Source organism: candidate division WOR-1 bacterium RIFOXYB2_FULL_36_35, from assembly GCA_001771505.1.
Lineage (GTDB): Bacteria > Margulisbacteria > WOR-1 > XYC2-FULL-46-14 > XYC2-FULL-37-10 > XYB2-FULL-36-35.
The window spans coordinates 1-22,404 of record MEUA01000029.1; the positions used below are offsets into that span (position 1 = coordinate 1).

Annotated in this window: 18 protein-coding genes and 1 pseudogene; 6 read left to right on the forward strand and 13 right to left on the reverse strand. The window is 36.2% G+C overall.

Features of this window, described 5'->3' with window-relative positions:
- Both A2290_00790 and A2290_00795 read left to right on the forward strand, forming a co-directional pair.
- Window positions 1-217, forward strand: a pseudogene (locus A2290_00790) (hypothetical protein).
- Between the two features lie 238 nt (window positions 218-455).
- On the forward strand, window positions 456-686 hold the full coding sequence (locus A2290_00795) for a hypothetical protein (protein OGC14819.1): 231 nt from the start codon (window positions 456-458) through the stop codon (window positions 684-686).
- A gap of 24 nt (window positions 687-710) precedes the next feature.
- On the opposite strand, the gene A2290_00800 is transcribed toward A2290_00795, so the two are convergent.
- Window positions 711-1,784 (reverse strand): hypothetical protein, encoded by a 1,074-nt coding sequence (locus A2290_00800; protein ID OGC14820.1) that lies wholly within the window; start codon window positions 1,782-1,784, stop codon window positions 711-713.
- 320 nt (window positions 1,785-2,104) lie between these two features.
- Here A2290_00800 and A2290_00805 point away from each other — a divergent pair, with 320 nt between their 5' ends.
- Window positions 2,105-3,091 (forward strand): hypothetical protein, encoded by a 987-nt coding sequence (locus tag A2290_00805; GenBank protein OGC14821.1) that lies wholly within the window; start codon window positions 2,105-2,107, stop codon window positions 3,089-3,091.
- Here the strand turns inward: A2290_00805 and A2290_00810 are convergent.
- The 10 genes from A2290_00810 to A2290_00855 all read right to left on the reverse strand — a co-directional run bounded on the left by A2290_00810 (window position 3,079) and on the right by A2290_00855 (window position 16,041).
- Window positions 3,079-4,773: a hypothetical protein gene (locus A2290_00810; GenBank protein ID OGC14822.1), complete on the reverse strand. Its 1,695-nt coding sequence runs from the start codon at window positions 4,771-4,773 to the stop codon at window positions 3,079-3,081. The two genes, A2290_00805 and A2290_00810, sit on opposite strands and share 13 nt — an antisense overlap.
- Entirely contained in the window at window positions 4,773-6,188 is a 1,416-nt protein-coding gene (locus A2290_00815) for a hypothetical protein (protein ID OGC14823.1), read from the reverse strand. Before A2290_00815 ends, A2290_00810 begins: the two co-directional genes overlap by 1 nt.
- 131 nt (window positions 6,189-6,319) lie before the next feature.
- A complete protein-coding gene (locus A2290_00820; GenBank protein OGC14824.1) occupies window positions 6,320-6,682 on the reverse strand; it encodes a hypothetical protein in 363 nt (120 codons plus the stop codon).
- Window positions 6,683-6,762: 80 nt separating this feature from the next.
- Window positions 6,763-8,601, reverse strand: a complete 1,839-nt coding sequence (locus tag A2290_00825) for a hypothetical protein (protein ID OGC14825.1) — start codon at window positions 8,599-8,601, stop codon at window positions 6,763-6,765.
- A complete protein-coding gene (locus A2290_00830) occupies window positions 8,601-9,602 on the reverse strand; it encodes a hypothetical protein (protein ID OGC14826.1) in 1,002 nt (333 codons plus the stop codon). Before A2290_00830 ends, A2290_00825 begins: the two co-directional genes overlap by 1 nt.
- 8 nt (window positions 9,603-9,610) lie before the next feature.
- Window positions 9,611-10,816, reverse strand: coding sequence for a hypothetical protein (locus tag A2290_00835; GenBank protein ID OGC14827.1), 1,206 nt, complete (start codon window positions 10,814-10,816; stop codon window positions 9,611-9,613).
- A 138-nt stretch (window positions 10,817-10,954) separates the two neighbouring features.
- A complete protein-coding gene (locus tag A2290_00840) occupies window positions 10,955-12,673 on the reverse strand; it encodes a hypothetical protein (GenBank protein OGC14828.1) in 1,719 nt (572 codons plus the stop codon).
- The gene (locus A2290_00845; GenBank protein ID OGC14829.1) at window positions 12,670-13,824 is read right to left on the reverse strand and encodes a hypothetical protein; all 1,155 of its coding nucleotides are present in this window, start codon (window positions 13,822-13,824) and stop codon (window positions 12,670-12,672) included. Before A2290_00845 ends, A2290_00840 begins: the two co-directional genes overlap by 4 nt.
- A 166-nt stretch (window positions 13,825-13,990) precedes the next feature.
- Complete coding sequence (locus tag A2290_00850) at window positions 13,991-14,983, reverse strand: magnesium and cobalt transport protein CorA (protein ID OGC14830.1); 993 nt, start codon at window positions 14,981-14,983, stop codon at window positions 13,991-13,993.
- Entirely contained in the window at window positions 14,983-16,041 is a 1,059-nt protein-coding gene (locus A2290_00855; GenBank protein OGC14831.1) for a threonine synthase, read from the reverse strand. The genes A2290_00850 and A2290_00855 overlap by 1 nt, the downstream gene beginning before the upstream one ends.
- Before the next feature lie 231 nt (window positions 16,042-16,272).
- Here A2290_00855 and A2290_00860 point away from each other — a divergent pair, with 231 nt between their 5' ends.
- Window positions 16,273-17,532, forward strand: coding sequence for a histidine--tRNA ligase (locus tag A2290_00860; GenBank protein OGC14859.1), 1,260 nt, complete (start codon window positions 16,273-16,275; stop codon window positions 17,530-17,532).
- On the opposite strand, the gene A2290_00865 is transcribed toward A2290_00860, so the two are convergent.
- Together A2290_00865 and A2290_00870 are read right to left on the reverse strand one after the other, a co-directional pair.
- Window positions 17,522-18,613 carry a hypothetical protein gene (locus A2290_00865; GenBank protein OGC14832.1) on the reverse strand — a complete coding sequence of 364 codons (1,092 nt, stop codon included), beginning with the start codon at window positions 18,611-18,613 and terminating at the stop codon, window positions 17,522-17,524. The genes A2290_00860 and A2290_00865 overlap by 11 nt on opposite strands.
- A gap of 9 nt (window positions 18,614-18,622) precedes the next feature.
- Window positions 18,623-19,729 carry a hypothetical protein gene (locus A2290_00870; GenBank protein ID OGC14833.1) on the reverse strand — a complete coding sequence of 369 codons (1,107 nt, stop codon included), beginning with the start codon at window positions 19,727-19,729 and terminating at the stop codon, window positions 18,623-18,625.
- A gap of 134 nt (window positions 19,730-19,863) precedes the next feature.
- Between A2290_00870 and A2290_00875 the strand changes: the two genes are divergently transcribed.
- Window positions 19,864-21,003 carry a hypothetical protein gene (locus A2290_00875; GenBank protein ID OGC14834.1) on the forward strand — a complete coding sequence of 380 codons (1,140 nt, stop codon included), beginning with the start codon at window positions 19,864-19,866 and terminating at the stop codon, window positions 21,001-21,003.
- Between the two features lie 95 nt (window positions 21,004-21,098).
- Entirely contained in the window at window positions 21,099-22,325 is a 1,227-nt protein-coding gene (locus A2290_00880) for an aspartate kinase (protein ID OGC14835.1), read from the forward strand.
- The last annotated feature ends 79 nt before the right edge of the window (window positions 22,326-22,404 follow it).

Genomic DNA, 22,404 nt, shown 5'->3' on the forward strand with positions numbered 1-22,404 from the left:
TTATTGCCATGAATTAAGGCTTGGCCTTGAAATTGATGGAAGTGTCCATTTGAAGAAGAAAGAGTATGATGCTTTAAGGCAAAATATAATAGAATCTGAAGGAATAACGATAATAAGAATTGCTAACAACGAAATTACAAAAGACAAAAAATCGATCCTAGTAAAATTAAAGAAAAGCTGCCAATCCCTCTCCCTCTGGGAGAGGGAGAAAGCCTAAAAGTTTTCTTTTGTCTGAATGTTGGGTGAGGGCTGTTGTAAAAGAGAAAGTCAGGAAAATTAACAGAAAATATTATAGAAAAAACTGTTTTTAACCCGGATAAAACTTTGCCAGGGGCAGCAAACAAAATTTTGGTTCAAAAAAACATTAATGGAGAAACATTGGAAGTGGTTTATGTTAAGGAGAATGATGATTATATAATTATTACGGCATATTATTTAGAGGAGGGAAATTAGTAATGAATATAAGTTATGATAAACAGGCCGACGCAATGTATATAAGATTTCAAGAGGATAAAGTTGAAAAAACCATAAAAATTCAAGAAGGAATAATTATTGACATAAATAGTAATGGAAATCTATTGGGGATTGAACTTTTGGATGTAAGCCTTAAAATGCCACTTGAATCTTTGTCTCACATAGGATTTGACTTTCCCATTGAAAAGCATAAAACCTTGACATCTGCATAAAACGAGGCAGCCCTTTTGTGCTTTTTAGTGATCGATCGGTTTTATCGGATAGTAAAAAATCCCTTCGTTTGGGGCTAGAGTGTAGGGGGGACGTTTGTATTGTCCTTTAATTAAATAAGTGGCGTCCAGGTGATCCAATGTTCTTTTGCGAATTATTGCCTCTTGAACGTTTGCTTCTCCTTTTACTGTCAATGAAAATTCTGGAAGCAGGGCATCAAGACTTATATATGTCTTATATTGTAGCTTTGCTTGATCTATTAATTGAGCCAGATGTTTCTCTATATTATGTCTGTTTTTTAGAATAGGATTGTAATAATATACTCTATCCCTTCTATTTAGCATTTCAAGTGTCGTTTTACTGTCAGAGTTTATATTAAAAGGGAATGGAATGGAAGATATAATTGCTGTTGCTGTTTCTTCGTTTTTTTCTTGCCGCTTAATATCTATTTCCCTGGCGATTAATCCTTCGTCGTATAGGGCGGCAAGAGCGCTTATAATTGCGCTTGGATCTGATCTTGTGTCGACAAGGAGTGTTTTGTCCTCAGCGCTATAGCAGACAGGGTTAATAATTTGTGCATAAGCAAAGGCCTTTTCTAAAAAGACTATATCTCTTTCCAGCTGCAAAACAACTTCTTTGTTTTGTTCGTCGAGTAAAGCAAAATATTCATTTTTGAATTTTTCTATAATTGTTTTAGCTTTTCTGATTAAAGGGATTATTTCCTGATATACATCGATGATTTCATCAAAACCCCTAACCTCTTTTTTTGAATAAAAAAGTTTATCTTTGGGCCTTGAATATAATATGTTTTTTAAGTATAAAAGCCTTAACTTGTTTGTTGTATTTTCCGGGGCATTATTGTTTTTTTGTGGGGAGTTTATCAGGGAATCCTCGTCTTCTGTCATTGCTAACTTACCCATTGTGTTTTCTATTTCAGAGATAATCGGATCTATCTCTTCAAAAAAATCAATCATTATTTGCTGGATAGCAGCTGTTAGAAATTTGTTTTCTGGGGTTGCCAAAGAGGTTTTTCCCTCCTGCTTTTGAATGACAGGTGGATTGAAAAATAAAAGCGTGCTTGCTGTGATGTTTCCGGTCATAATCTTTTCTCTGATATATTTCGTAGAATTCTTTAATAAAATTCACTTTTTTTATTGTAATTGCAATAGCCCTATTATTGGGACTGTTGCGAAATGGTCATTCCCGTGAAAACGGGAATCTATTTTTCAGAAAACAAGATAGATCCCCGCTTTCGCGGGGATGACAAATTGCAAAAACTGTCATTTCGCAACAGTCCCATTTTTTAAAGTCTTTAAAAAAACATGTGAAATTTTTTGAAGGCGGGATCGATGATAATATGTGATTATTTATTGCTCTTATAGTAATTTTTTAAATGGAGGGGATTTTATTGTCTGTTAAAATGATTAATAAATATGGAAAAGTCAAGCATTTAATTTTGAGGCCTTCGTTTATTGGTGAAGAGTGTAAAGCTGTAATTAAGGCTGCGGCAAGAAATCCTTTAGCTATGGCAAACTATCCGACATTTAACGGATACATGAAATATTATGGAGTTAATGATATTTATTGTGATGATCGGGTACGTGAAGAATTTGAAACAAAGTTACCTTTATTTCAAGAAGAGATAAAAGATGTTATAGGTTTATTAAGTCTCCCCTCTTTTTTTGGTATCGGATTAAGGCATGTTTCTTATACGGCAGCCCTTTTTATGAAGAATAAGCCTGGAGAGGCTATTTCAAAAAAGGTTTTTCTTGTTCCTCAAAGTTTTCTTTCCGATATAGAAGTTAATAGCGTTTGTTCGCAAGCTTCTAAACTTAGAAATACAATTTTTGAAGCATCAAATAGTAAAACAAAACCTTCTGTTTGGGGGGCGATACAGGACTTTCAAGAAGTAAACGTCTTTCCTCACGCGACAGATGAAGCGTACGTTAATTTATTTAAATGTTACTTAAATTCAGGAGAATTTGAATATCTTAGTTCTATCATAGATGGATCAAAATTAAGTAAGGACATCTCGTTCGCGCAGGCGCTTTTTTTATGTAATTTATGGCATGGATTTTTGTGGATGATGCAGGATAGTTCGGAAAATATTACATATCTGAATAATTTATCTTTGTTGGCCCGGACTATTGCAAGAAAAGCGATAGCGCCTAAAGAAACAATATCTCCTAGAATGATATCTTCTATACATTATAAACATGAAACGAGTACAGAATTGGAGAGATTATTGGCTTGTAGTTGCGATGATTTTAGTCAAGCTACTGACTACTTAAACGGATTGAAAGAACATTCATATTATATGAATTTGACAGCGCGCTTTCCTCTGGCATTGAAAGAGCTTGAACGTGTGCTTGCTAATATCAGACACTTGAAAAGTCATGGTGAATAACTATTACGGGATAAAAACAATATATATCCGTTTATCTCTTTTATTATTTTAATTTGCTTTATCTTTTTAATCTCTTGTTCTTTTGATATTCCAACAAGAATGTCCGGATTTTTTTTCCGTAAATTAGTTTTAAATGTTGATACAAGCTCTTCTCGGTCTGCAATATAGTATAGTGGCCCATCCATATTTGCATGTTTATCAAACAAGCTGTCTTGTATATAAAAATATTCCTGCCTTGGTTCTTCTCCTTTATAAACAATTGCTATTATTTTATCTTCTTTGTGTTCACTCCCAATTTCATTCATTGCCTGCATCAGTATCTTCGTCGGCATAGCTTTATTAATAAAAAGACCAGCCATAATTATAAAGATGATGTAAGATAACGTTGAGGCGGTTACAAAAGTTATTATAGATTTTTCAACCTCTTTTTTAAACAAAAAGATTGTTCCTGCTATTAGTCCCGATGAAAAAACAACTAGGAAAGGGAGGGCTATTGGCTTAAAAGCTTGTATCTCTTTGGGAAAAGATATAAATAAATAGATAGTTACAATAGAAAAAAGCGGAATTAATAAGACTGTATTCAGCCATGCGGAAGTTAAAATATACTTCTTTAATTTTTCGCCCTCTTCCATAATATTTTCTAATAGGTTGGTAACAATTATCGCAAGCGCGGGAAATGCGGGCAGTATATATCTTCCAATTTTGTAATTTAGCGAAAAGGCAAAAATTCCGATTGCGATAGCCGCCCAAACTAAAAAGAGTCTTTGATTTTTATTTTTGAAGCCATAGAAAATCGCGGGATATACAAACCCGCCCCAAGGCGCAAAAAGTAAAAATATTTGCAAAAAGTAAGAATAAAAATCATATTGAGGCGCTATTGTATTTAAGTTTCCAATGATATCGGTTGGCCTAAAAAATCTCAAGAAATTTCGCAGGAAGAAGAGATTTGCAAATGGTTGGCCAAGGATTTTGTATTCAATAATAAACCAGGGAGCTGCGATTGTAAGAAACAGGAGCGTTGACATAAAGAGATGAAAAAGATTTGTGTGGATTGGTTGTGAGTTATGGGTTTTGTCGAAAGTTGTGAGAGTAAGAAATTTTAAGATTATTAAGGCGCCAAGTGGAATTGCAATACCCACAGGTCCTTTTGTCAACAGAGCCAACGCCAACGCAATAGAAAAAATGTAATAATAAATTGGAGATGTAGTGGTTGCGCAATATTTTGTGCCATTTAATCGAAATATGCAGTAAAAAGAGGCTGTTATAAAAAAGGTCAGCGGGATATCAAGCATTGGTGTTCTTGTTATATAAAAAAATTGGCAGGATAGCATTAGGATTAATCCCGCCAAAAGGCCTCCCCGCCTCCCGAAAAGTTCTCTCCCCATTAAATATGTTAATATTACTGTCCCTATAGCTAACAGCGAATGCCAAAGGGATAGCGCAAACTCATTTATGCCAAACAGCTTAAATGAAACTGCCATAAACCACATTGCAAGAGGAGGTTTATCGATGATATCTCCCGTGTTGACAAATTTTAGCGTTATAAAGTCTCCGCTTTTTATTATATTTTTGGCGATGGTCGCGTAAAAGGCTGTATCTCCATCTATTATCGGGATTAACTGCGCAAAAAGCATGAATAATACAAAACCTAAGGCTGCTAACGCGAGGATATCTTTTTTCATTATTGTGAGCTCCTTATATAATTGTTAATTAAAATTTTTACTGAAAAATCTTTTTGTTCTTTTTCATGTAGAAGCATTGGGGGAATTGGCAGATATGGTGTTGCCAAAAACCTCGCGATTTTTAATGCGGTTGGGCAATGAACGCCTACCCAGTGTATAATATTTATATCTTCTTTTATCATCTGTTTCATAAGTTTGATAGGACTTGCCGCCATGCCTATTTCCACGGCGTGATAGCCAGCGACCGAAAGTTCGCGGATTATTTCCTGCCTATTGGTAAAAACATTGATTGATTTTTTTAACCAATCAGCCTTTGATTCTGGTATGGTCTTATTCCCGCGGTTTTCCATAAGAGTTTTAATTCCTGCAATGACATCTTCCACAGAAATTGCTTTTAAGCAGTCTTCAAAAGGGCATGCTTTTGGGAGACACTTTTGTGAACAGTTTGTTGATTTTCTTATGATAACATTAGTTGTTGCCCAAGGCCCCCATTCTGTCGGCTTTACAAATTTAGTAGGGAATATTGCTACTGTTGGAATTTTTAACGCTGCTGCTATGTGAAGAGGGCCAGTATCTACTCCTATATATAGATTGTATCTGGATGTTATTGCTATTAATTCTTCTAAATTTGTTTTATTAACCAGGTTTATAAGTTTATTTTTACATAATTGTATTATTTTTTGTGAAGAAGAAAGATCTTTTTTACTTCCTGTTAATATAATTTTTGATTTTTTATTTTCTATCAAGTAGTCGATAACTTTCGCGTAACGATCGGGAAGCCAAGCTTTGTTCCCTTTCCCCGTACCTATATGAATTCCGACAACAAAATCATCTGGTTTTAGCTGATATTCTTGTTCAAATTTTGATCTCAGCTCATAATTCGGCTTAATTTTAAGAGACACAGGATTTTGCGGTAGATTATTCACCCCTATTAGGAAATCGGGGTTAATTTCTGGTTTTCCCGTGAATAAACGGGGTGAAATTTCAAGAGGGGAAAGAAGGAGAATATTGCGTTCTGTTTCGTGAAGTGTTAAATCATTCCACCTGCAGTTCCCTCTTATATTATAAAAGGGGATTAAAAGCGGTTTTGATATATCTCCGAGCCGATATTTTATTTTTGCAAGTTTTGCAAGTAGAGCATAATGGAATTCATTATAAAAGTGGACTGAAAGATCAAATTTTTTTCTTTGAATAAACCTGTAAAGCCTTATCTTTTTTGTATCTTCTATGATTTCGTTTATGTCGGGATTGTTTATGAAAACTCCTTTTGTATAGGGACTGCACAAGACAGCTATGTGGCTGTTTGGAAATTTTTCCCTTACAAGAGAAATAGCAGGTGTTATTAGCACACAATCGCCGATTGCGTCGGGACGGATTATGAGGATTTTCTTGATTTGATTGGCTTCTATTCTCACACCTCAATTTTGGGACTGTTGTGTAATGCCACCCCAGACTAAAGTCTACAGTCCTATTTTATAAGACAAATCAAACAGACCTAGTATTACGGATAATAATTTTTTCAATTAGAATAAATTTCATTTAAAGTTTATTTGAGTGGAATGGCGGGCATTCTTTTTAAGGTTTTATTTGCCGCATCTACTAATATTCCTACAGATTCAAGAGCTGTAACTCCAAGAAGAGGTTCGCAGTTGTCAGGACCAAAAACAATCCTTCCCGCAGTCTTTTCTCCCATAAATTCAATTATAGCTAATCCAAAAGGGAATTCTTTTATATTGCCATCTGCCATTTCATAAACAGTTTTTCCGACAGGCTCAATCCCTGCCTCTGTAAGCTTATTCCCTGGTACCATTGAATCTGTTGCTCCTGTATCAACCAAAAACTTGTCTTCATAAGAATTTGGAGCATCTTTACTAGCTCTTAAATTTACAGTTACAAAAGTTAGTCCCATTACCATCAACTCCTGTATATATTATAACACTGTTTTATAAATCTCGTATCCCTTAGTTTGTATGGTGCAATTCACCCAGATTATGATAATCGGGGTTCATTTTTTGAGGCTTTTCTAATATCATTAATTTGCGTTTTAGCTTTATTGAAAATTTCTTTATCCGTAAGTTTGGCTAAGATTTTTTGTTTTTTTCTTTGTTTTAAAATATAGGGCAACTGTATTAACGCGCTTAAAAAAGCTTTCCATTCTATGGTATTTGGTATGAGTATTTTGGGTATGACCATTTGTAAAATATGTTTAATGATTAATGTTGGCGTAGTGATGTTTTTCCAGACTGATAAATATTGGTTTTTCCTGTAGCTTAACATCGCTTTTGACTTAGATAGTGTTTTGGTTATGGTTTGGTCATGATCATGAAAAACGATGGAGTTTGGTTCATATATTATTTTCCATCCGCGTTTTAACGCTCTGTATGATAAATCGGTCTCTTCGTAGTAGCATGGGGTAAATGCCTCATCAAAACCGCCTATTTCCTTAAATTTTTCTCGCTCGATTAACATTGCAGCTCCGCAGAGCCCAAAAATCTCAACTGGAGTTTTTATCTTTTCTGAGTCTTTTATTTTGTTAAACTCCGCGCTTATTATCCCTCCGCTGAAAGAGCCTGTTATTATAGATTCGTTTAGCATATTTTGATTTGGACGTAAGATTTTAGGGGAGACCCCAAAAAGATCATCTCTTGTAAAATGTTCTACAAGCTTTAAGAGAAAGTTTTTTGTAACTTTAATATCACTGTTTAAAAATAAAAGAAGATCATTTTTTGCCTCTTTGGCGCCGGCATTACAAGCTTTTGAAAAACCGATAGGAGCATCAAAATGGATTATTTTGATTTGCGGGAATTCAACTTTTAAAAATTCTTCTGTATTGTCTTTTGTGCCGTTTACTACAACTATAATTTCATGTTCATAATCATTAGGGAGGTTGTAGATAAGTATTGGGATATTTGTCTCAAGGAGGCTAAGATTGTTCAATGTCGGAATTATTATGCTTATCGATTTTTTCTTTTTTTCTATTCTGTAAAGATCTCTTTTTCGCGCATATTCCTGTGAGATTTTTATAAAATTGTAAATGGCAGGGCCGATCTCTTTTTCTATGCTGCTTAGGTTTTCTTCTGATTTGTGTACTGTTTTTTGGGCCTTTTCAAACTCTTCATTTGAATCGCCCCACGCCATCCCTGCAAATCCGATCTCCTGATTTTCTATATCTTCTCTTGTCCTGCTCCCGTCGGGGATTATAACTACAGGACAGCCGCAGAGGGTTGCCTCAAAAATAGTGACAGAAAAGTTGTCATATGAAATAAGTTTTTTACATCTTCTAAACAGATTGCCCAGCTCTTCTTGTTTTGCCGGTTTGTGCCTGTATATTTTAAACTTTTCAGAATATCCTTTTATTTTGTCTTTTCTTCCGACATAGACAAGATAGTCTATATCTCTTTTTTCTTTTCCTGTGCTATAAAATATTTCTCTGTCTATTACAGGGATATATAAGACTCTTTCTTGTGTCATCCCTGGTTGTAATAATTGTTTTACATAGGCAAACAATAATTCAGAGTCAGGGTAGGTTTTATCTCCGCCTATAAGCCCGGGCTTGTTTAATATGTAACGGACAATGTTTTTCGCGAAAAGAGGATTTCCCTGTTCTGCTTCGGGATAAATTACAATAGCCCCTTCTTCTATAAGCTTTTTACCCTGTGATACGGAAATGGTTGGACATTGCCAGTTAAGGTTGGTTTTTTTGTCTCCGTAGATATAGGCTTTTTCTCCTTTTTCATTTAAAAGATGGCACAATCTGTGCAGAACTTTTACTCCGGCGCTCCCGTGAAAATAATCTCCAACAAGTATAAGATAAGGCTTGTGTTGCATTAATTAATCCATCCTTTTGTTCTTAGAAAGTTTTTTAATCTTTCCTCTGAGTTTTTGAAATTAAATATTTCTGATTTTTCCAAGGCATACTCTCTGCATTCTTTATAAAAAGCTTTATCTTCCAGCAGCTTCAATGCAAGTTGTATGGCTTTTTTGGTGTCAAATGGTTCTACGCAAAGTTTTGGAAATAAAAGTTTGTGGGTGGTTGTATGGGGGGTGCTTATACATGGGATTCCTGCGGCCGCGCAGTCTAGGCTATATCTATTCCACGACCACCTATAGTCCATATGGATTGATATATAAGCTTTTGCGTGATCTATGAAAAAATCCTGCCAACTTTTTGTTGGTTTGGATTCTAAGTTGACATTAAATTGTTTAGCAAGATTATTTTCTGTTTTATAATCAGTGTTATAACTAAACCCTTTTAGTTTAGGGTTTAGTTTTTGGAGTTGTTTTAGCAAGAAGAAGTTTGTAAATCCCCCCTTACTGCTTGTAAATGTATTTTGAAACCCTATTAGAGGGCTCTTTTTTTCTGGAGAGATTAGATGGTTTTTTGCCCATTTGACAGGGAAAGGGACCCCGAGCCAAAAAACAGGTCTATCTGTGATAGATTCGAAATGGGATATAGAATCAGAAATTAAGACTCCCAGAGCATCTACATTTTGATATGCTTTTACATATCCGACTCTTATTTTTGTGTTGTATTCATTGTCAGGAGAATGCAAGGATCCTTCTTGTACCCCTATAAGTTTTATGTGAGGGAATTTTTTCTTTATTTTTTCTATAAGATGAAAATTGTGATGTCTAAGCTCTATCATTGCTATTTTGTAATCTTTAATTTTTGATAGCAATCGTAGAAGACAAGAGTTATAAGTATCCCCATTTGTTGCGGAAGCCCATGCTTGTATATCGTGGCTTTCTCTTGTCCATTGTCCACAATGCGGTTGGCAGGAAAGAAAAACTAGGCTTAATGGTCCACCCTTTTTCTTATTTGTAAACATGGTTGAGATTATTTTACCTCATCTTGAATATATTGAGAAATTTGGTTTACTGCCCCTCCCTTGTCCATCCTCTCTTTGCCTATTTCTGATATGTGGTTATATCTTGCAGCATCATTTAAAATTGCAACTGTCTCTTTTGCTATGGCCGTCCATAGTTGCGCCATTTTACCCCGATTATTCATAGACGAACAGAATTCTCGCAGAGTGTTGGAAATTTTCCCAGGTATGAATCCCGATTTTCTAATCGGGGTGAATAATTGGGGTTTATGGGAGGGTTCAACCAACGTTAGAGCATCTCCCAATAATTCTTTTTGCGCAAGGGCAAATTTTTTGTTGTATTGCGAGCCTCTACTTAAAAAAGAGATAACCGGCTTGCCGATTCCCGCGGCTTGCTCATTGCCGGTTCCCGACAGTCCGATTATGATGTCCGCATTGTAAATTAAGGTTTCGAAGGATTGGGGTTGCATTTGTTGGGGCGAATTGCAATACGCTTTTACGGATTTGCATGCTACCAAAAATCGGAAATTTTTATCAATTTTCGACAATTCTTTCGCAATTTTTCCAAAATCTTCAATATTTTTTGGTATATCTTCTTTTCTTGTTCCGGGAAGAAAACCTATGATCTTTTCACCATCTTTTTTCTCAATTATTTCATAACTTCCAATCCCGTCCATCAATGGGTTTCCCTTGTAAACCGCATTAATACCATCTTTTTTAAGGGAATTTGATGTATGGGCATCTCTTGCAAAAACAATCTTTGCGTATTTTTTTAATAGCCACTTTTCCCATGGAGTGTAATTGTATCCAAATGTTTTGTAATAGTCTGATTTGTTTACTCCTACAAATATAAAGGGGATTTTTGTAATCAATGCTGCAAAGATTGGCACAATATCTCCAATTGCTACAACAAGGTCAAATTGGCCCCTTAATTTTTTTAAAGTTTTTATTTGCAAATACAACAGGCCAAGAAGACCGCTTATAATATCTTTTGGCAAGGCTAACAAATTTCTTGCTGAAAATCCTCCACTGGGAAGAGATTTTCTGGGGCCGAGAAGGTTTATCGGTTGGGACGGTTCGCGAAACGCCCCTACAACGGCGCCATCCCCAACCATTGGCATGACGCTGACATCAATATCCGTTGGCAATTTTTCTATTATTTTTGCGGCTGTTTGGTCTTCTCCATGACCGTTTGTAATAAATAATATTTTTTTCATAATCTATTTTTTTGTGTCATTTCAGCAAAACCTAAAGACTTCTTTATCCTGAGGGATTGTTACATAATACCACCCCAAACTTCAGTCTATTCTTTACAAGTCACCACACAAAAATTTGGTTTTGCAATAGTTCCCTGATTATATTTTAAACTGCATTTCATAAAGAGTCTTATAAATGCCGCTTTTTGATAAGAGCTCTTCATGTTTGCCTACTTCTACAATTTGACCTTTATCTAAAACAACTATTTTAGTTGCATGTTGAACTGTAGATAATCTGTGAGCAATTACGATGGTTGTCCTGTTTTGCATAAGGTGGTCTATTGCCTCTTGAACTAATTTTTCAGATTCAGTATCAAGAGAGGATGTTGCTTCATCAAAAATCAATATTTTGGGGTTTCTCAAAAGCGCTCGGGCAATTGCGATTCTCTGTTTCTCTCCTCCTGAGAGTCTTATTCCTCTTTCTCCGACAAGAGTATCGTACCCTGCTTGAAAAGAAGCTATGAAATCATGTGCATTTGCCATGACAGCTACTTTTTCAACCTCTTCTTGTGTCGCATCTATTTTTGCATAAGATATGTTATCTTTTATTGTTCCTGAAAAAAGGATCGTCTCTTGGGGGACTATCCCCATACATTTTCTAAGATCATATATTTTAAGATCCCTAATGTCGTTGTTGTCTATCAATATTTCTCCGCTTTTTACATCATAAAATCTTGGGATTAAATTGACTAGAGTAGATTTACCGGAACCCGATCTTCCTACAATTGCCACTGTTTCTCCGGTATTTACAGCAAGACTTATATTTTTTAAGACTTCCGCATCGTTTTCGTAAGAAAAAGAGACATTTTTTAACTCCAGTTTGCCTTCTACAATATCTAGGGCTTTTGCATTGGGCTTTTCTATAACTGATGGAGTTATATCGATTACTTCAAATAACCTATCTGCTGATGCAAGCGCCCCTTGGATGGAAATTGAAATAGCTCCTAGCCTCGAAACAGGATCGGCGAGAAGGGCAATTCCCGAAAAAAAAGCGATTAAATTTGTGGAGGATAATCTTCCCGATACAACTTCAACCCCCCCGTACCATATAAGCCCCAAAATGGCTACCATCTGTATAAAGGCAAGCAGCGGTGTTTGTGTTACGTTTATTTGTGCCTGTTTCATAAATGCCCAAAAATTTTGTTCATTTTCCTTATGGAATTTTTCAACTTCATGTTTTTCCATGGCAAAAGATTTTATAACTCTAACTCCGGCTACTTTTTCTTGAAGAATTGAAGAGACATCGGCAATTTTTCTTTGAGCATGGTGTGACACTTTTCTCATCTCGCTCCCAAAGTAACTGATAAAAATGCCCAAGAAAGGAATTACTATTAAAGTTAAAAGTGTTAATCTCCAGTTTAAATAGAAGAGATATCCCAGCACGCCAAACAGGGTTATTATATTAGGGGTTGTTTCTGTTATGGTTCCGACAATTGTTGATTGAATTGTTTGTATATCACTTAGAAGGCGGGAAATAATATCTCCGGTTCTCCATGAGCTGAAAAAATCAAGAGATAAATCTTGCATATGAGTATACACTTTTAACCTTAAATCTGTTATTACCCTATAGCCTACAAAATTCATAAGATATCCCTGTCCGTAAGTAACAAAGCCTCTTAGAAAATAGATGCCAAGCGCTATTAACGCAGTTATATTAAGGAGATAGAAATCCTTGTTCCCAATGGCCTCTGATATTTTAGCGACAAGAGGGATTATTGCTATGTTACATAAACTAAAAAAGATCATACATATTAAAGCACCTAATATGGTTCTTTTATATGGTTTTAGATAGCTTAATAATCTAATAAATGTTTTCATTTTTCATTTGTAAATTGATCCCTTATTATGGATTCCACAATCTTCTCTGACGCATCAGCAACCTGCATGCTGGCCTTAAGCATTCCCGAAGTCCTCTTCAACGTTTCTTTATCTTCAATTAAGTTTAGTATATGTTGCACTATTTTTTGTGGTTTTATCTTTCCTCTGAATTCAGGAATGATTTCTTTTTTTGTTTTGATGTTGGGAAGCGCAAAATATTTTGTTTTAGTATTTATTATTTTGGCTATTGTCCTTTTTATTAATTTGCCCACAACAGGTATTGATGTTATATAATTTGCAAGCCCTTCCAGTGGAATTGCATCTGGATTATCTAGTGGAAAAATCATAATAGTTGGAATCCCAAGAACAGCAAGTTGCGCTGTGTTTGTGCCGGGAATTGTTATTGCCATATCAGAAGCTCTAATTGAATCTAAGTAAGCAAAAACATCAAAAACATTGTGTTCTTTGAATTGCTCAAAATCTTTTATTGAGTTAAATGGAGAGATTATCAGCATTAGTTGGATTTTCGGCCTTTCTTTTTTTAAAAGAATCCCTATCTTTTCATATATTGGCAAAATATGATTTATTTCCCACATCCTGCTTCCCGGAAGCATGGCAAGAACCGGATCTTCTTTATTTGTCTTCCATTTTTTCTGTGCTTCTTCTTTTGTTGTAATGTACGGAAGTTCCGTCATTAAGTCTCCAACTTCAAGGAGTTTTTGAGGGGGGATCTTCTTTTTAAAAGGTTTTGCGTCTGGCACGAAAAATTTTTCGTAGGATGATATCCATTTTACAAACTTACCTGCAAGATAGGCGTAAGCCTTATAATTTAATCTGCTTGCCAGGAGTTTAGCATGTAAAAGGTCTCCACCTATAAAAAGAACAAAACCATCTTTTTTAAATGCGATTTCTTTTTTTAGAGATTTTCCAAGCAACCATTTTTTGTAATCTTCAGGAGGGATAATATAATCAACTTTTAATTTGTTTTGCGCAAATTCAATCTCTCTTCCTGATGAATATTGACATGGGGTTAAAACCAGGATAATGCGACTTTCCGGAAGTTTTTGTCTGAATTTCTGGATAATGGGCATTGCAAGAGCAGAAAGCTCTCCAGGGCTATTTGCAACTATTACTATATCAAAATTTTGCATTTTACTTATAAGTATATTATAACAGAGATAATCTGCTCTTACACTTTACACCTGTTTTCTCTTTGAGTTAACCCCGATTATTCATAGACGAACAGAATTCTAGCAGAGTGTTGGAAATTTCCCCAGGTATGAACCCCGATTCCCTAATCGGGGTGAATAATCAGGGTTAAAACCAATGTTTTTTTCTGAAGAACAAAAGCATTGAAAAAACGACAATCAGGATTAGAGCCCAAATTGAAAAATAACCGTATCTCCATGTGAGCTCGGGCATATAGTGAAAATTCATTCCATAGATGCTGGAGATGAATGTGAGGGGCATGAATATAGTAGAAAAAATCGTAAGCACCTTCATTACTTCGTTTATTTTATTGTTTACAGTAGATAAATAGACTTCCAGCATTGATGCAGTCATATCGCGGGATGTTTCCAGGTTTTCCATGATTTGCACCGTATGATCATACACATCGCGGATGTAAATACGGGTTCCCGGTTGAATTAAGCGTGATTCACCCCGCTGAAGGGAGTTTAAAACTTCTCTGAGAGGCCAAATCGATTCCCGAATAGACAACATATCCCTTCTGAGTTTTTGAATATGCAAAAGGAGCTCTTTTTCTCCGCGATTAAAAATCTCCTCTTCAAGAAGCTCAACTTTTTCTCCATACGATTTTAAAATATTAAAATAATTATCGATCAAAGCATCTATTATACGATAAGCAAGATAGTCGGTGCCGGATTCCCTCAATCGGGTTCCTCCCGTCCTAATCCTTTTTTTAGTGGGCTCTAAAATCTGGTCAATTGTTGATCCATGACTGAATGTGATAACGTAATTATCCCCCAAAATTAAATCCACTGCTTCGGAAGAGACTTCGTCGGTTTCGGCCGAATAGGACATGGTGGTCAAAAGTATAAAAAGATAATTGCCGTGGTCTTCGATTTTTGACCGTTTGTTTTGTTCCAAAAGACTTTCACGGACTAGTTGATGGAGATTGTAGCAATTGCTTATTTTTTCCAGTAATTGTTCGGAACTGACATCTTTAACTTCGATCCATGTGATTCCGCTTTTATCTTTGTAATTTACACATTCATCAAAAGAGGCCTTTTCTTCGGAATATTTATCTTTGTCGTAGTTATAAATTGTAATTTTTTGTTCGCTTATCATTATGCTGCATACCCCAATTCTTTAACTACGGCAGAAATCGAGCATGTAATACTTTTTGGCTTTAATGTCGAATGTTTGACTGCTGTGTCCGGATCTTTCAATCCGTGTCCTGTGAGGATGCAGACCACTTTTGCGCCTTTTTGAATTTCTCCAGACTCGCATTTTTTAAGCAGTCCAGCGATCGATGCTGCTGACGCAGGTTCGCAAAAGACGCCCTCTGCCGATGCGACAAGATTGTAGGCAGAAAGAATCTCTTCATCTGTGACGCCAGAAATTGATCCTCCGGATTCCTCTTTTGCTGTAACCGCCTGTTTCCATGAAGCCGGATTGCCTATCCTTATTGCGGTTGCGATTGTCTCCGGATTTTCGACGGGATGTCCAAGTACAATAGGGGCTGCCCCTGCGGCTTGAAATCCTGTCATTTTTGGAAGTTTATTAATCTTTTTTCTATTATAATATTCTTTGTACCCTTTCCAATAGGCTGTAATATTTCCTGCATTTCCAACGGGGATACAGTGATAGTCGGGGACAAAACCTAGCTGGTCGCAAATTTCAAAAGCCCCCGTTTTTTGACCTTCTATTCTATAGGGATTGATTGAGTTTACAATTTCGATCGGATATTTTTCTCCAAGTTCGCGGACAAGATTTAATGCCTGATCAAAATTTCCGTCGACTTCAAAAACTTTTGCTCCGTGCATCATCGCCTGCGCAAGTTTTCCGAGAGCGATCTTCCCTTTTGGTATAATTACTATGCAATCAAGCCCCGCGCGGGCAGAGTAGGCGGCGGCGGATGCAGAGGTGTTTCCTGTCGAAGCGCAGACTACCGCTTTCATCTTCTTTTCAACCGCTTTTGTAATTGCCATGCACATCCCACGGTCTTTAAATGAACCGGTAGGATTTGCCCCTTCGTATTTTAAGTAAACTTCACATTGAGTGAGCTCAGAGATTTTGTTTGTCTTGATAAGAGGGGTATTTCCCTCATAAAAAGTTACAACAGGACTCTTTTCATTGACAGGTAAAAAATCCCTATAAGTTTCAATTACGCCTTTGTATTTCATATAAAATTGAATGAAAAATTAAAAATGATCTAATGACTAATGAAATACAATTCCATAACTCATTAGTCATTTTTAACCCCGATTATAGAAATTTGCCAACTGCCTACTTGAACCCCGATTAGGATAATCGAGGTGAATTCTGTTAGTCTATGAATAATCGGGGTTCTTCATTATTTTATAAAAGTATATCATGACTTTATGTTTTTTTGTGTTATAATTTTCAAAAATATGATGAAATTTTCATCCCAGCGCGGAACGCGCGATATTTTGCCTGTTGATATGCCATATTGGCATGGGCTTGAGGCTGTATGCCGGAGGCTTTTCAGGCTTTATAACTATCACGAAATAAAGACCCCTATTTTTGAATCGACAGAGCTATTTGCCCGTTCAATCGGTGAATCATCAGACATTGTCTCAAAGGAGATGTACACTTTTAAGGACAAAGGCGATCGAAGTATTACCCTTCGTCCCGAAGCGACTGCTCCTGTTGTCCGTGCCGCTATGCAAAATAATCTAATAGAAAACGACAAAGTTACAAAGCTTTATTACATTGGACCGATGTTTAGATATGAGCGGCCGCAGGCGGGACGTTACCGCCAGTTTTATCAGGCAGGGGTCGAAGTATTTGGATCCAAAGACCCTGCTTTAGATGCAGAGATAATTTTGCTTTCCGAGCAGATAATGAACCGGCTCGGATTAAAAGACTTGGAAGTCAATTTGAATTCGGTTGGTTGCTCAGAGTGCAGACCGGAATATCTTAAAAACCTAAAAGATTTTTTTACCTCTAACATAAAAAGTATGTGTGAAGATTGCAATAACAGGCTTGAGGTAAATACTTTAAGAATTTTGGATTGTAAAAATAAACAGTGCCAGGAATATATAAATAACGCTTCGATTATCGAAGATTACCTATGTGAAAATTGTAGAAATCAGCTTGAGCAGGTTAAGGTCTATTTAGATAAATTTTCTATTAAGTATAAAACTGTAAACAGACTGGTGAGAGGGCTTGATTATTATACGGGAACAACTTTTGAAATAGTTTCCGGTAAACTTGGAGCTCAAAATGCGGTTTGCGGTGGAGGGCGGTATGATAATCTAGTTGCAGAATTTGGCGGGAAGCCGACACCAGCGGTTGGATTTGCTATTGGAATGGATAGGGTTGTGGAGATTTTAAAACAGAACACGGAACACGGAAAACAGAACACTGACCACAGGAGGAAGATGTTATATGTTGTAACATTGGGAGATAAGGGGAGAGAAAAAGGGATTGATTTGTTGTTTCAGATTCGAAAAAGGGGATATGAGGCTGACATTGACTATGTTGGCAAGAGTTTAAAGTCGCAGATGAAAGATGCCGACAGACAAAACGTGAAATATGTTTTGATTGTTGGAGAAGACGAAGTAAAATCAGGCAAGGCAATTCTAAAAAATTTGGCAACCTCGGAGCAAAAAGAGATTAGTTTTGATGATGTGCTTACACTTATACTTTAGAATGTTTTGAAGGTTCACAGCTGAATTTGTCTATCAAAAAATTGTCCATTTCATCTGATTTTTTTAATATTTTCCCGATTTTATTTTTTATTTCTTCTTTAAAGGTTTCATTTTCAATGTCGGAAAGGTGAACCCTATATGACAAATATATTGTATTTTCTTGGCTAAAAAGGCCAAAAGTAAAGCCTTCCTCAAGAGGAGAACTTAAAATATAAGAAAAGATGTCCTGTAAATTTGTTTTTGGCAAAACGACGAGCGGACAAGTTACATATAAAAATTCATTTTTGTATACAAATACTCTAATTAGCGCGCTCCCTTTGTAAAATTTCCAATAATCAAAGCCATCTCTTGTAGCTGTCGGATCAATTCCTATTATTTTTAAGGCCTCTTCTACAAATTGTGCCAAAGGATTGAGCCTGCTTTCTAAAAAGAATTTTTTGTTGAGAGATTGACCGCAATTTGGGCAAAAATCTTCTTGTTTAAATATTAAGGTTTCACATGAAGGGCATACTACTGAAAAAAGCTTGTCTTTGTTTTTTTGGAAAATATCAAATTCCTTTGGAATCGACTCTATTGGAATTGCAAATCCCATGCTTTCGGCATTCTCAAGCTTGCTTGTTGTTATTCCTAGTATTTCTCCGTTCATACTTACAAGCGGCCCTCCGCTATTGCCTGGATTAATTGCGGAATCTGTTTGAATGTAATCTTGGTTGCCTACAAGCTGCTTAATGGAAGAGACAATCCCTTCTGTTATTGTAAATGACATGCCGTAAGGGAACCCCATAACCAATACCTTGTCCCTGTTTTGGAGAGTATTAGTTTGTGTTATTTGGACATCTGGCATATTTTCAAGTTGAACATTTGGTTCAAGCAGCGCAACATCAAGCCTAGGATCTATCATTATTACTTTTGCCGTATATCTTGATTTATCTTGTTTTTCAATGGCGGCAAACCTTTGTCCTGCTACAACATGGTGATTTGTGACTATTAAGTTTTTACTTTTTATGTAAAATCCGCTGCCGCTCCCTTCGGAAGTTGAAACTTTTACAACTATTTTTGATATCTGATCTAAATTTTCCATTGAGTTTTTTTATTCCTTTATTTCCATAATTGAAGACAATGTATTTATAAGCTTGATTCCCGCATCCCTCCATTTTTTTTGAGATGCATCTTTTAATCCTTTTAATGCTATTTTTTTTATTTTTGAGCTGCAAGTATATTTGTAAAAAAGATCGTAAATTGCAAGAAACAGGAGGCACGTAGCACTTTCGTGTTTCCCTTCTGAAAATTCCTGTTTTGCTGAGGCATAACGTTGGCCAATGGAATTTTGAACTGTCATAAAATCAGCCGCAGGCTTGATTGCCGCAAAAATTTTTATTTTATAAAGCGAAGCAAAGAAATTTTCTTTTGTAAATTCAGTAAGATATTTAATGTTGTCTTTTGATATTCTTAGAGCATCTTCAAGAGAGTTGTGTTTATAGGCGTCTGATATGCTTTTTTCTATTTTAGCACCAAGCAGCCCTTGAGGAGAAAAAACATAATCAATCTTTGTAAGTGCTATACATATAGAGTCTAGTGCCAGGTAATTCAATCTTTTTTGTTCAAAATATTCTATATATTGGCCACATTCTTTGAGTGTTTCCTGAAAAATATTCCATGCGGTATCTTTTGTCTTTTGAGGTATCTCTTCAATTTGTGGGGTATAAGTCCTTTCCGCCTTGAATTGAGAGTAGAATATATCATCATAATAGTCAGCGTTAAAACAAGTTTCACAAATGACAGAAAGAACTTTTTTAGGATGGCATAAATGGAGAGGAGCTTTAAACTCAAAAAAAAGATTTCCATCTTTTAACACAAGTTGTGATAATGTAAGTGATTCGAAATTTATTTCGGCTGTTTTTCTGAGCAGGGCGATAACTCCTGACGATGGGAGCTTTAAAAATTTTGATGAAATTGTATATTTATCTTCTTTAATTTCTATATTTAATGTTATCGATCCGTGAGGAATTAAAAAAGAATCTTTTTTAAAGTCTTTTATCGATTCTGAATTTATTGCTTTTAAAGTCTCTTTTATCGATTCGTTGTATTTTCCCGAGTTAAACAGGTAAATAGCTTTTTTGAAAATCTCATCAGAAAAAAGATTTACATTGTATTCTATTATAGGCGCTGTAAATGAAAAAGAATTTTCTATTTCCATAGAAGTTTTTTTAGAATATCATTTATTTGCTTACATGTCAAAGTAAGACCATGTAACAGTTCAGTTGTTCCAAATAAGATTTTTTTGACAGTAGAAAACTTCTGCTTGCATATAAGTTTTCGGATGGCAACAAAATGGAACGTTTGGAAGAGTTACAAGATCATAGTTTTGCAGTATGGATGCAAGAATATGCGTTTTTAGGCCGATTTATTTATGTGAGCGCAATACAAGGTATTCCACCCTCAAGAGGTGTAACTCCGCCAGTTAAAAATTTAAGAGATGCCGGGGACTGTCAATTTAATCCTCTGGTAGGGTCATTGTTGTCTATGAGCTCTGGAGAGAGGCTTATTGTAGGAAGAGGATCTGGAAATTATTTTAAAAAACTTGACTTGAAAGATTTGGAGATTTCCAAAAGCCACGCGGAATTTTTTATGCTGAGCGGATTTTATTGGGTAAGAGATATAGGGAGCAGAAACGGGACATTTTTAAATGATAAAAAATTGATGGTAAATAGATGGTATATGCTGCGGGAAGGTGATACCTTGCGATTTGCGTCAGGGAGTTCTTTTCCTTTAGATTCTATTGCTACTAAACATATTTTTCACACAATTAACATCGAAAAGATAGATGAAATTCCATACGTCAGGGTTTATGATCCCCCTTCGCTTGAAAATGGGATGTTATATCCGGGCCGCGTGCCGAGAGAAATTTTGGCAGTGGAAGATGATGAAAATACTTTGGAATTTTTAGGAGGAGCAGCAGAAAAAGGGGTTGAGTTGTCGTCTCTTACAGAGTTGGAAAGGGCAAAAGGGGTTTGTGAATGGGTTGATAATCACTTTACAACGGTTTGGGATGATTCTGAAACGGCTTGGGAACAAGCGGTTAAAGAACACCATGAAAAGAAGATGTCGGTAGGATATTTTTGGGCTATAAGGTCGGGATGCTGTAGACATAAATCCTTGGCCCTTCAAATGGCATATCAGGAACTTGGATATGAATCTCGCCTTGTTAAAGGTTTTTTAAATGAAAGGCCTCATGCGTGGGTGGAAATAAATATAGATGGAAAATGTTACATTGCGGATCCGAACGCGGGGAGACGTAAGGGATACGTTTTCTTAAAAGAGGAGAGGGTTCAAAAACATTATAAGCGATTGCCGTTGGAAATTCTTATCCCAACTAGCAAAAAAACAACACCTCCGGGTATGGATGGAACTATTGTTTATCCTTCTTATGAAGAGATAGCGACGGTTGTTGTCGGCAGAAATAAAAAATAATATTTTATGTAAAATCCGAGTTTACCCCGATTATTCACCCCGATTAGGATAATCGGGGTTTATAGTTTATAAAAGATGGTATAATATTATTAAATATGTCTACAATAGTTCACAAATACGGTGGTACATCCGTAGGAACACCGGAAGAAATAAAAAAAGTTGCCGAAAGGGTTAAAAAAGTTCATGATCAAGGAAATCATGTTGTTGTTGTTGTTTCCGCAATGGGACATACAACTGATGAGCTAATCGCCCTTATGCACCAGGTTACTTCAAGTCCTGATCCTCGGGAATATGATATGTTGATTTCTACGGGAGAACAGGTTTCTGCCGCTCTTCTGACGATGGCCCTTCAAGATATTGGGTGTCCGGCGGTCTCTTTAACAGGGGGACAGGCTGGTGTTGTTACGGAAGATATTTATAAAAAAGCCAGAATTAAAGATATAAAACTTGGTCGAATGAAAAAAGAACTTAAGGCTGGCAATGTTGTTGTTGTGACTGGTTTTCAAGGGGTTGACAGCAAAGGAGATATTATAACTATTGGGAGGGGAGGTTCAGATACTTCCGCCGTTGCCATTGCCGCGGCTTTGAAGGCGGATGTTTGTGATATTTATACGGATGTTGATGGTGTGTATACGACTGACCCCAGAATTTGTTCCGATGCTTGTAAATTAAAAACAGTCTCTTATGAAGAGATGTTGGAGCTTGCCTCTCTTGGCGCCCAGGTATTGCATCCAAGATCGGTTGAATGCGCGAGTATTTATGGCATTGTTCTTCATCTTCGTTCGAGCAAAAGTGATGTAGAAGGGACATATATTAAGGAGGCATCTAAAATGGAAAATAAAGAGGCTGTAAGGGGGATCGCACTTGATCAACATGTAGCAAAAATCGGAGTTCTTAAAATTCCAGACAAGCCGGGAACTGCGGCAAAACTTTTTTCGGCTCTGGCAGCCGATAAAATCAATGTTGATATGATTATTCAAAGCATTCATTCAGAAAAATCTCAAGCCGATATGGCTTTTACAATTGAAAAATCCGAGCTTAAAAAAGCTGTCGAAGTTTCAAAGAAAATTGGCGAACAACTCGGGGCCGAAGGGATTGTATTTGATGATGATGTTTGTAAGGTCTCTCTTGTGGGGATTGGGATGGTTTCACAGCCAGGGACAGCCTCAAAAATGTTTCAAACCTTGGCAGATGCTAAGATTAATATTCAAATGATAGCAACTTCTGAAATAAAAATCTCCTGTATAGTAAAGGCTTCGGATGGTAAAAAAGCAGTTCAGATTTTGCATAAAGCGTTTGGTCTGAATAGGATAACGAAGTAGAGACTTAAAACAAAGTGTTATAATGCCCATAAAGGCCTGTAAAGCGATAAAGATATCCCCTGTAATTTTTTGAGATTTT

Coding starts and splice junctions, on each gene's coding strand:
- A2290_00795 (OGC14819.1), top strand. CDS start 456: ATGAATATAAGTTATGATAAACAGGCCGACGCAATGTATATAAGATTT.
- A2290_00800 (OGC14820.1), bottom strand. CDS start 1,784: ATGACCGGAAACATCACAGCAAGCACGCTTTTATTTTTCAATCCACCT.
- A2290_00805 (OGC14821.1), top strand. CDS start 2,105: ATGATTAATAAATATGGAAAAGTCAAGCATTTAATTTTGAGGCCTTCG.
- A2290_00810 (OGC14822.1), bottom strand. CDS start 4,773: ATGAAAAAAGATATCCTCGCGTTAGCAGCCTTAGGTTTTGTATTATTC.
- A2290_00820 (OGC14824.1), bottom strand. CDS start 6,682: ATGGGACTAACTTTTGTAACTGTAAATTTAAGAGCTAGTAAAGATGCT.
- A2290_00825 (OGC14825.1), bottom strand. CDS start 8,601: ATGCAACACAAGCCTTATCTTATACTTGTTGGAGATTATTTTCACGGG.
- A2290_00830 (OGC14826.1), bottom strand. CDS start 9,602: ATGTTTACAAATAAGAAAAAGGGTGGACCATTAAGCCTAGTTTTTCTT.
- A2290_00835 (OGC14827.1), bottom strand. CDS start 10,816: ATGAAAAAAATATTATTTATTACAAACGGTCATGGAGAAGACCAAACA.
- A2290_00840 (OGC14828.1), bottom strand. CDS start 12,673: ATGAAAACATTTATTAGATTATTAAGCTATCTAAAACCATATAAAAGA.
- A2290_00845 (OGC14829.1), bottom strand. CDS start 13,824: ATGCAAAATTTTGATATAGTAATAGTTGCAAATAGCCCTGGAGAGCTT.
- A2290_00850 (OGC14830.1), bottom strand. CDS start 14,983: ATGATAAGCGAACAAAAAATTACAATTTATAACTACGACAAAGATAAA.
- A2290_00855 (OGC14831.1), bottom strand. CDS start 16,041: ATGAAATACAAAGGCGTAATTGAAACTTATAGGGATTTTTTACCTGTC.
- A2290_00860 (OGC14859.1), top strand. CDS start 16,273: ATGAAATTTTCATCCCAGCGCGGAACGCGCGATATTTTGCCTGTTGAT.
- A2290_00865 (OGC14832.1), bottom strand. CDS start 18,613: ATGGAAAATTTAGATCAGATATCAAAAATAGTTGTAAAAGTTTCAACT.
- A2290_00870 (OGC14833.1), bottom strand. CDS start 19,729: ATGGAAATAGAAAATTCTTTTTCATTTACAGCGCCTATAATAGAATAC.
- A2290_00875 (OGC14834.1), top strand. CDS start 19,864: ATGGAACGTTTGGAAGAGTTACAAGATCATAGTTTTGCAGTATGGATG.
- A2290_00880 (OGC14835.1), top strand. CDS start 21,099: ATGTCTACAATAGTTCACAAATACGGTGGTACATCCGTAGGAACACCG.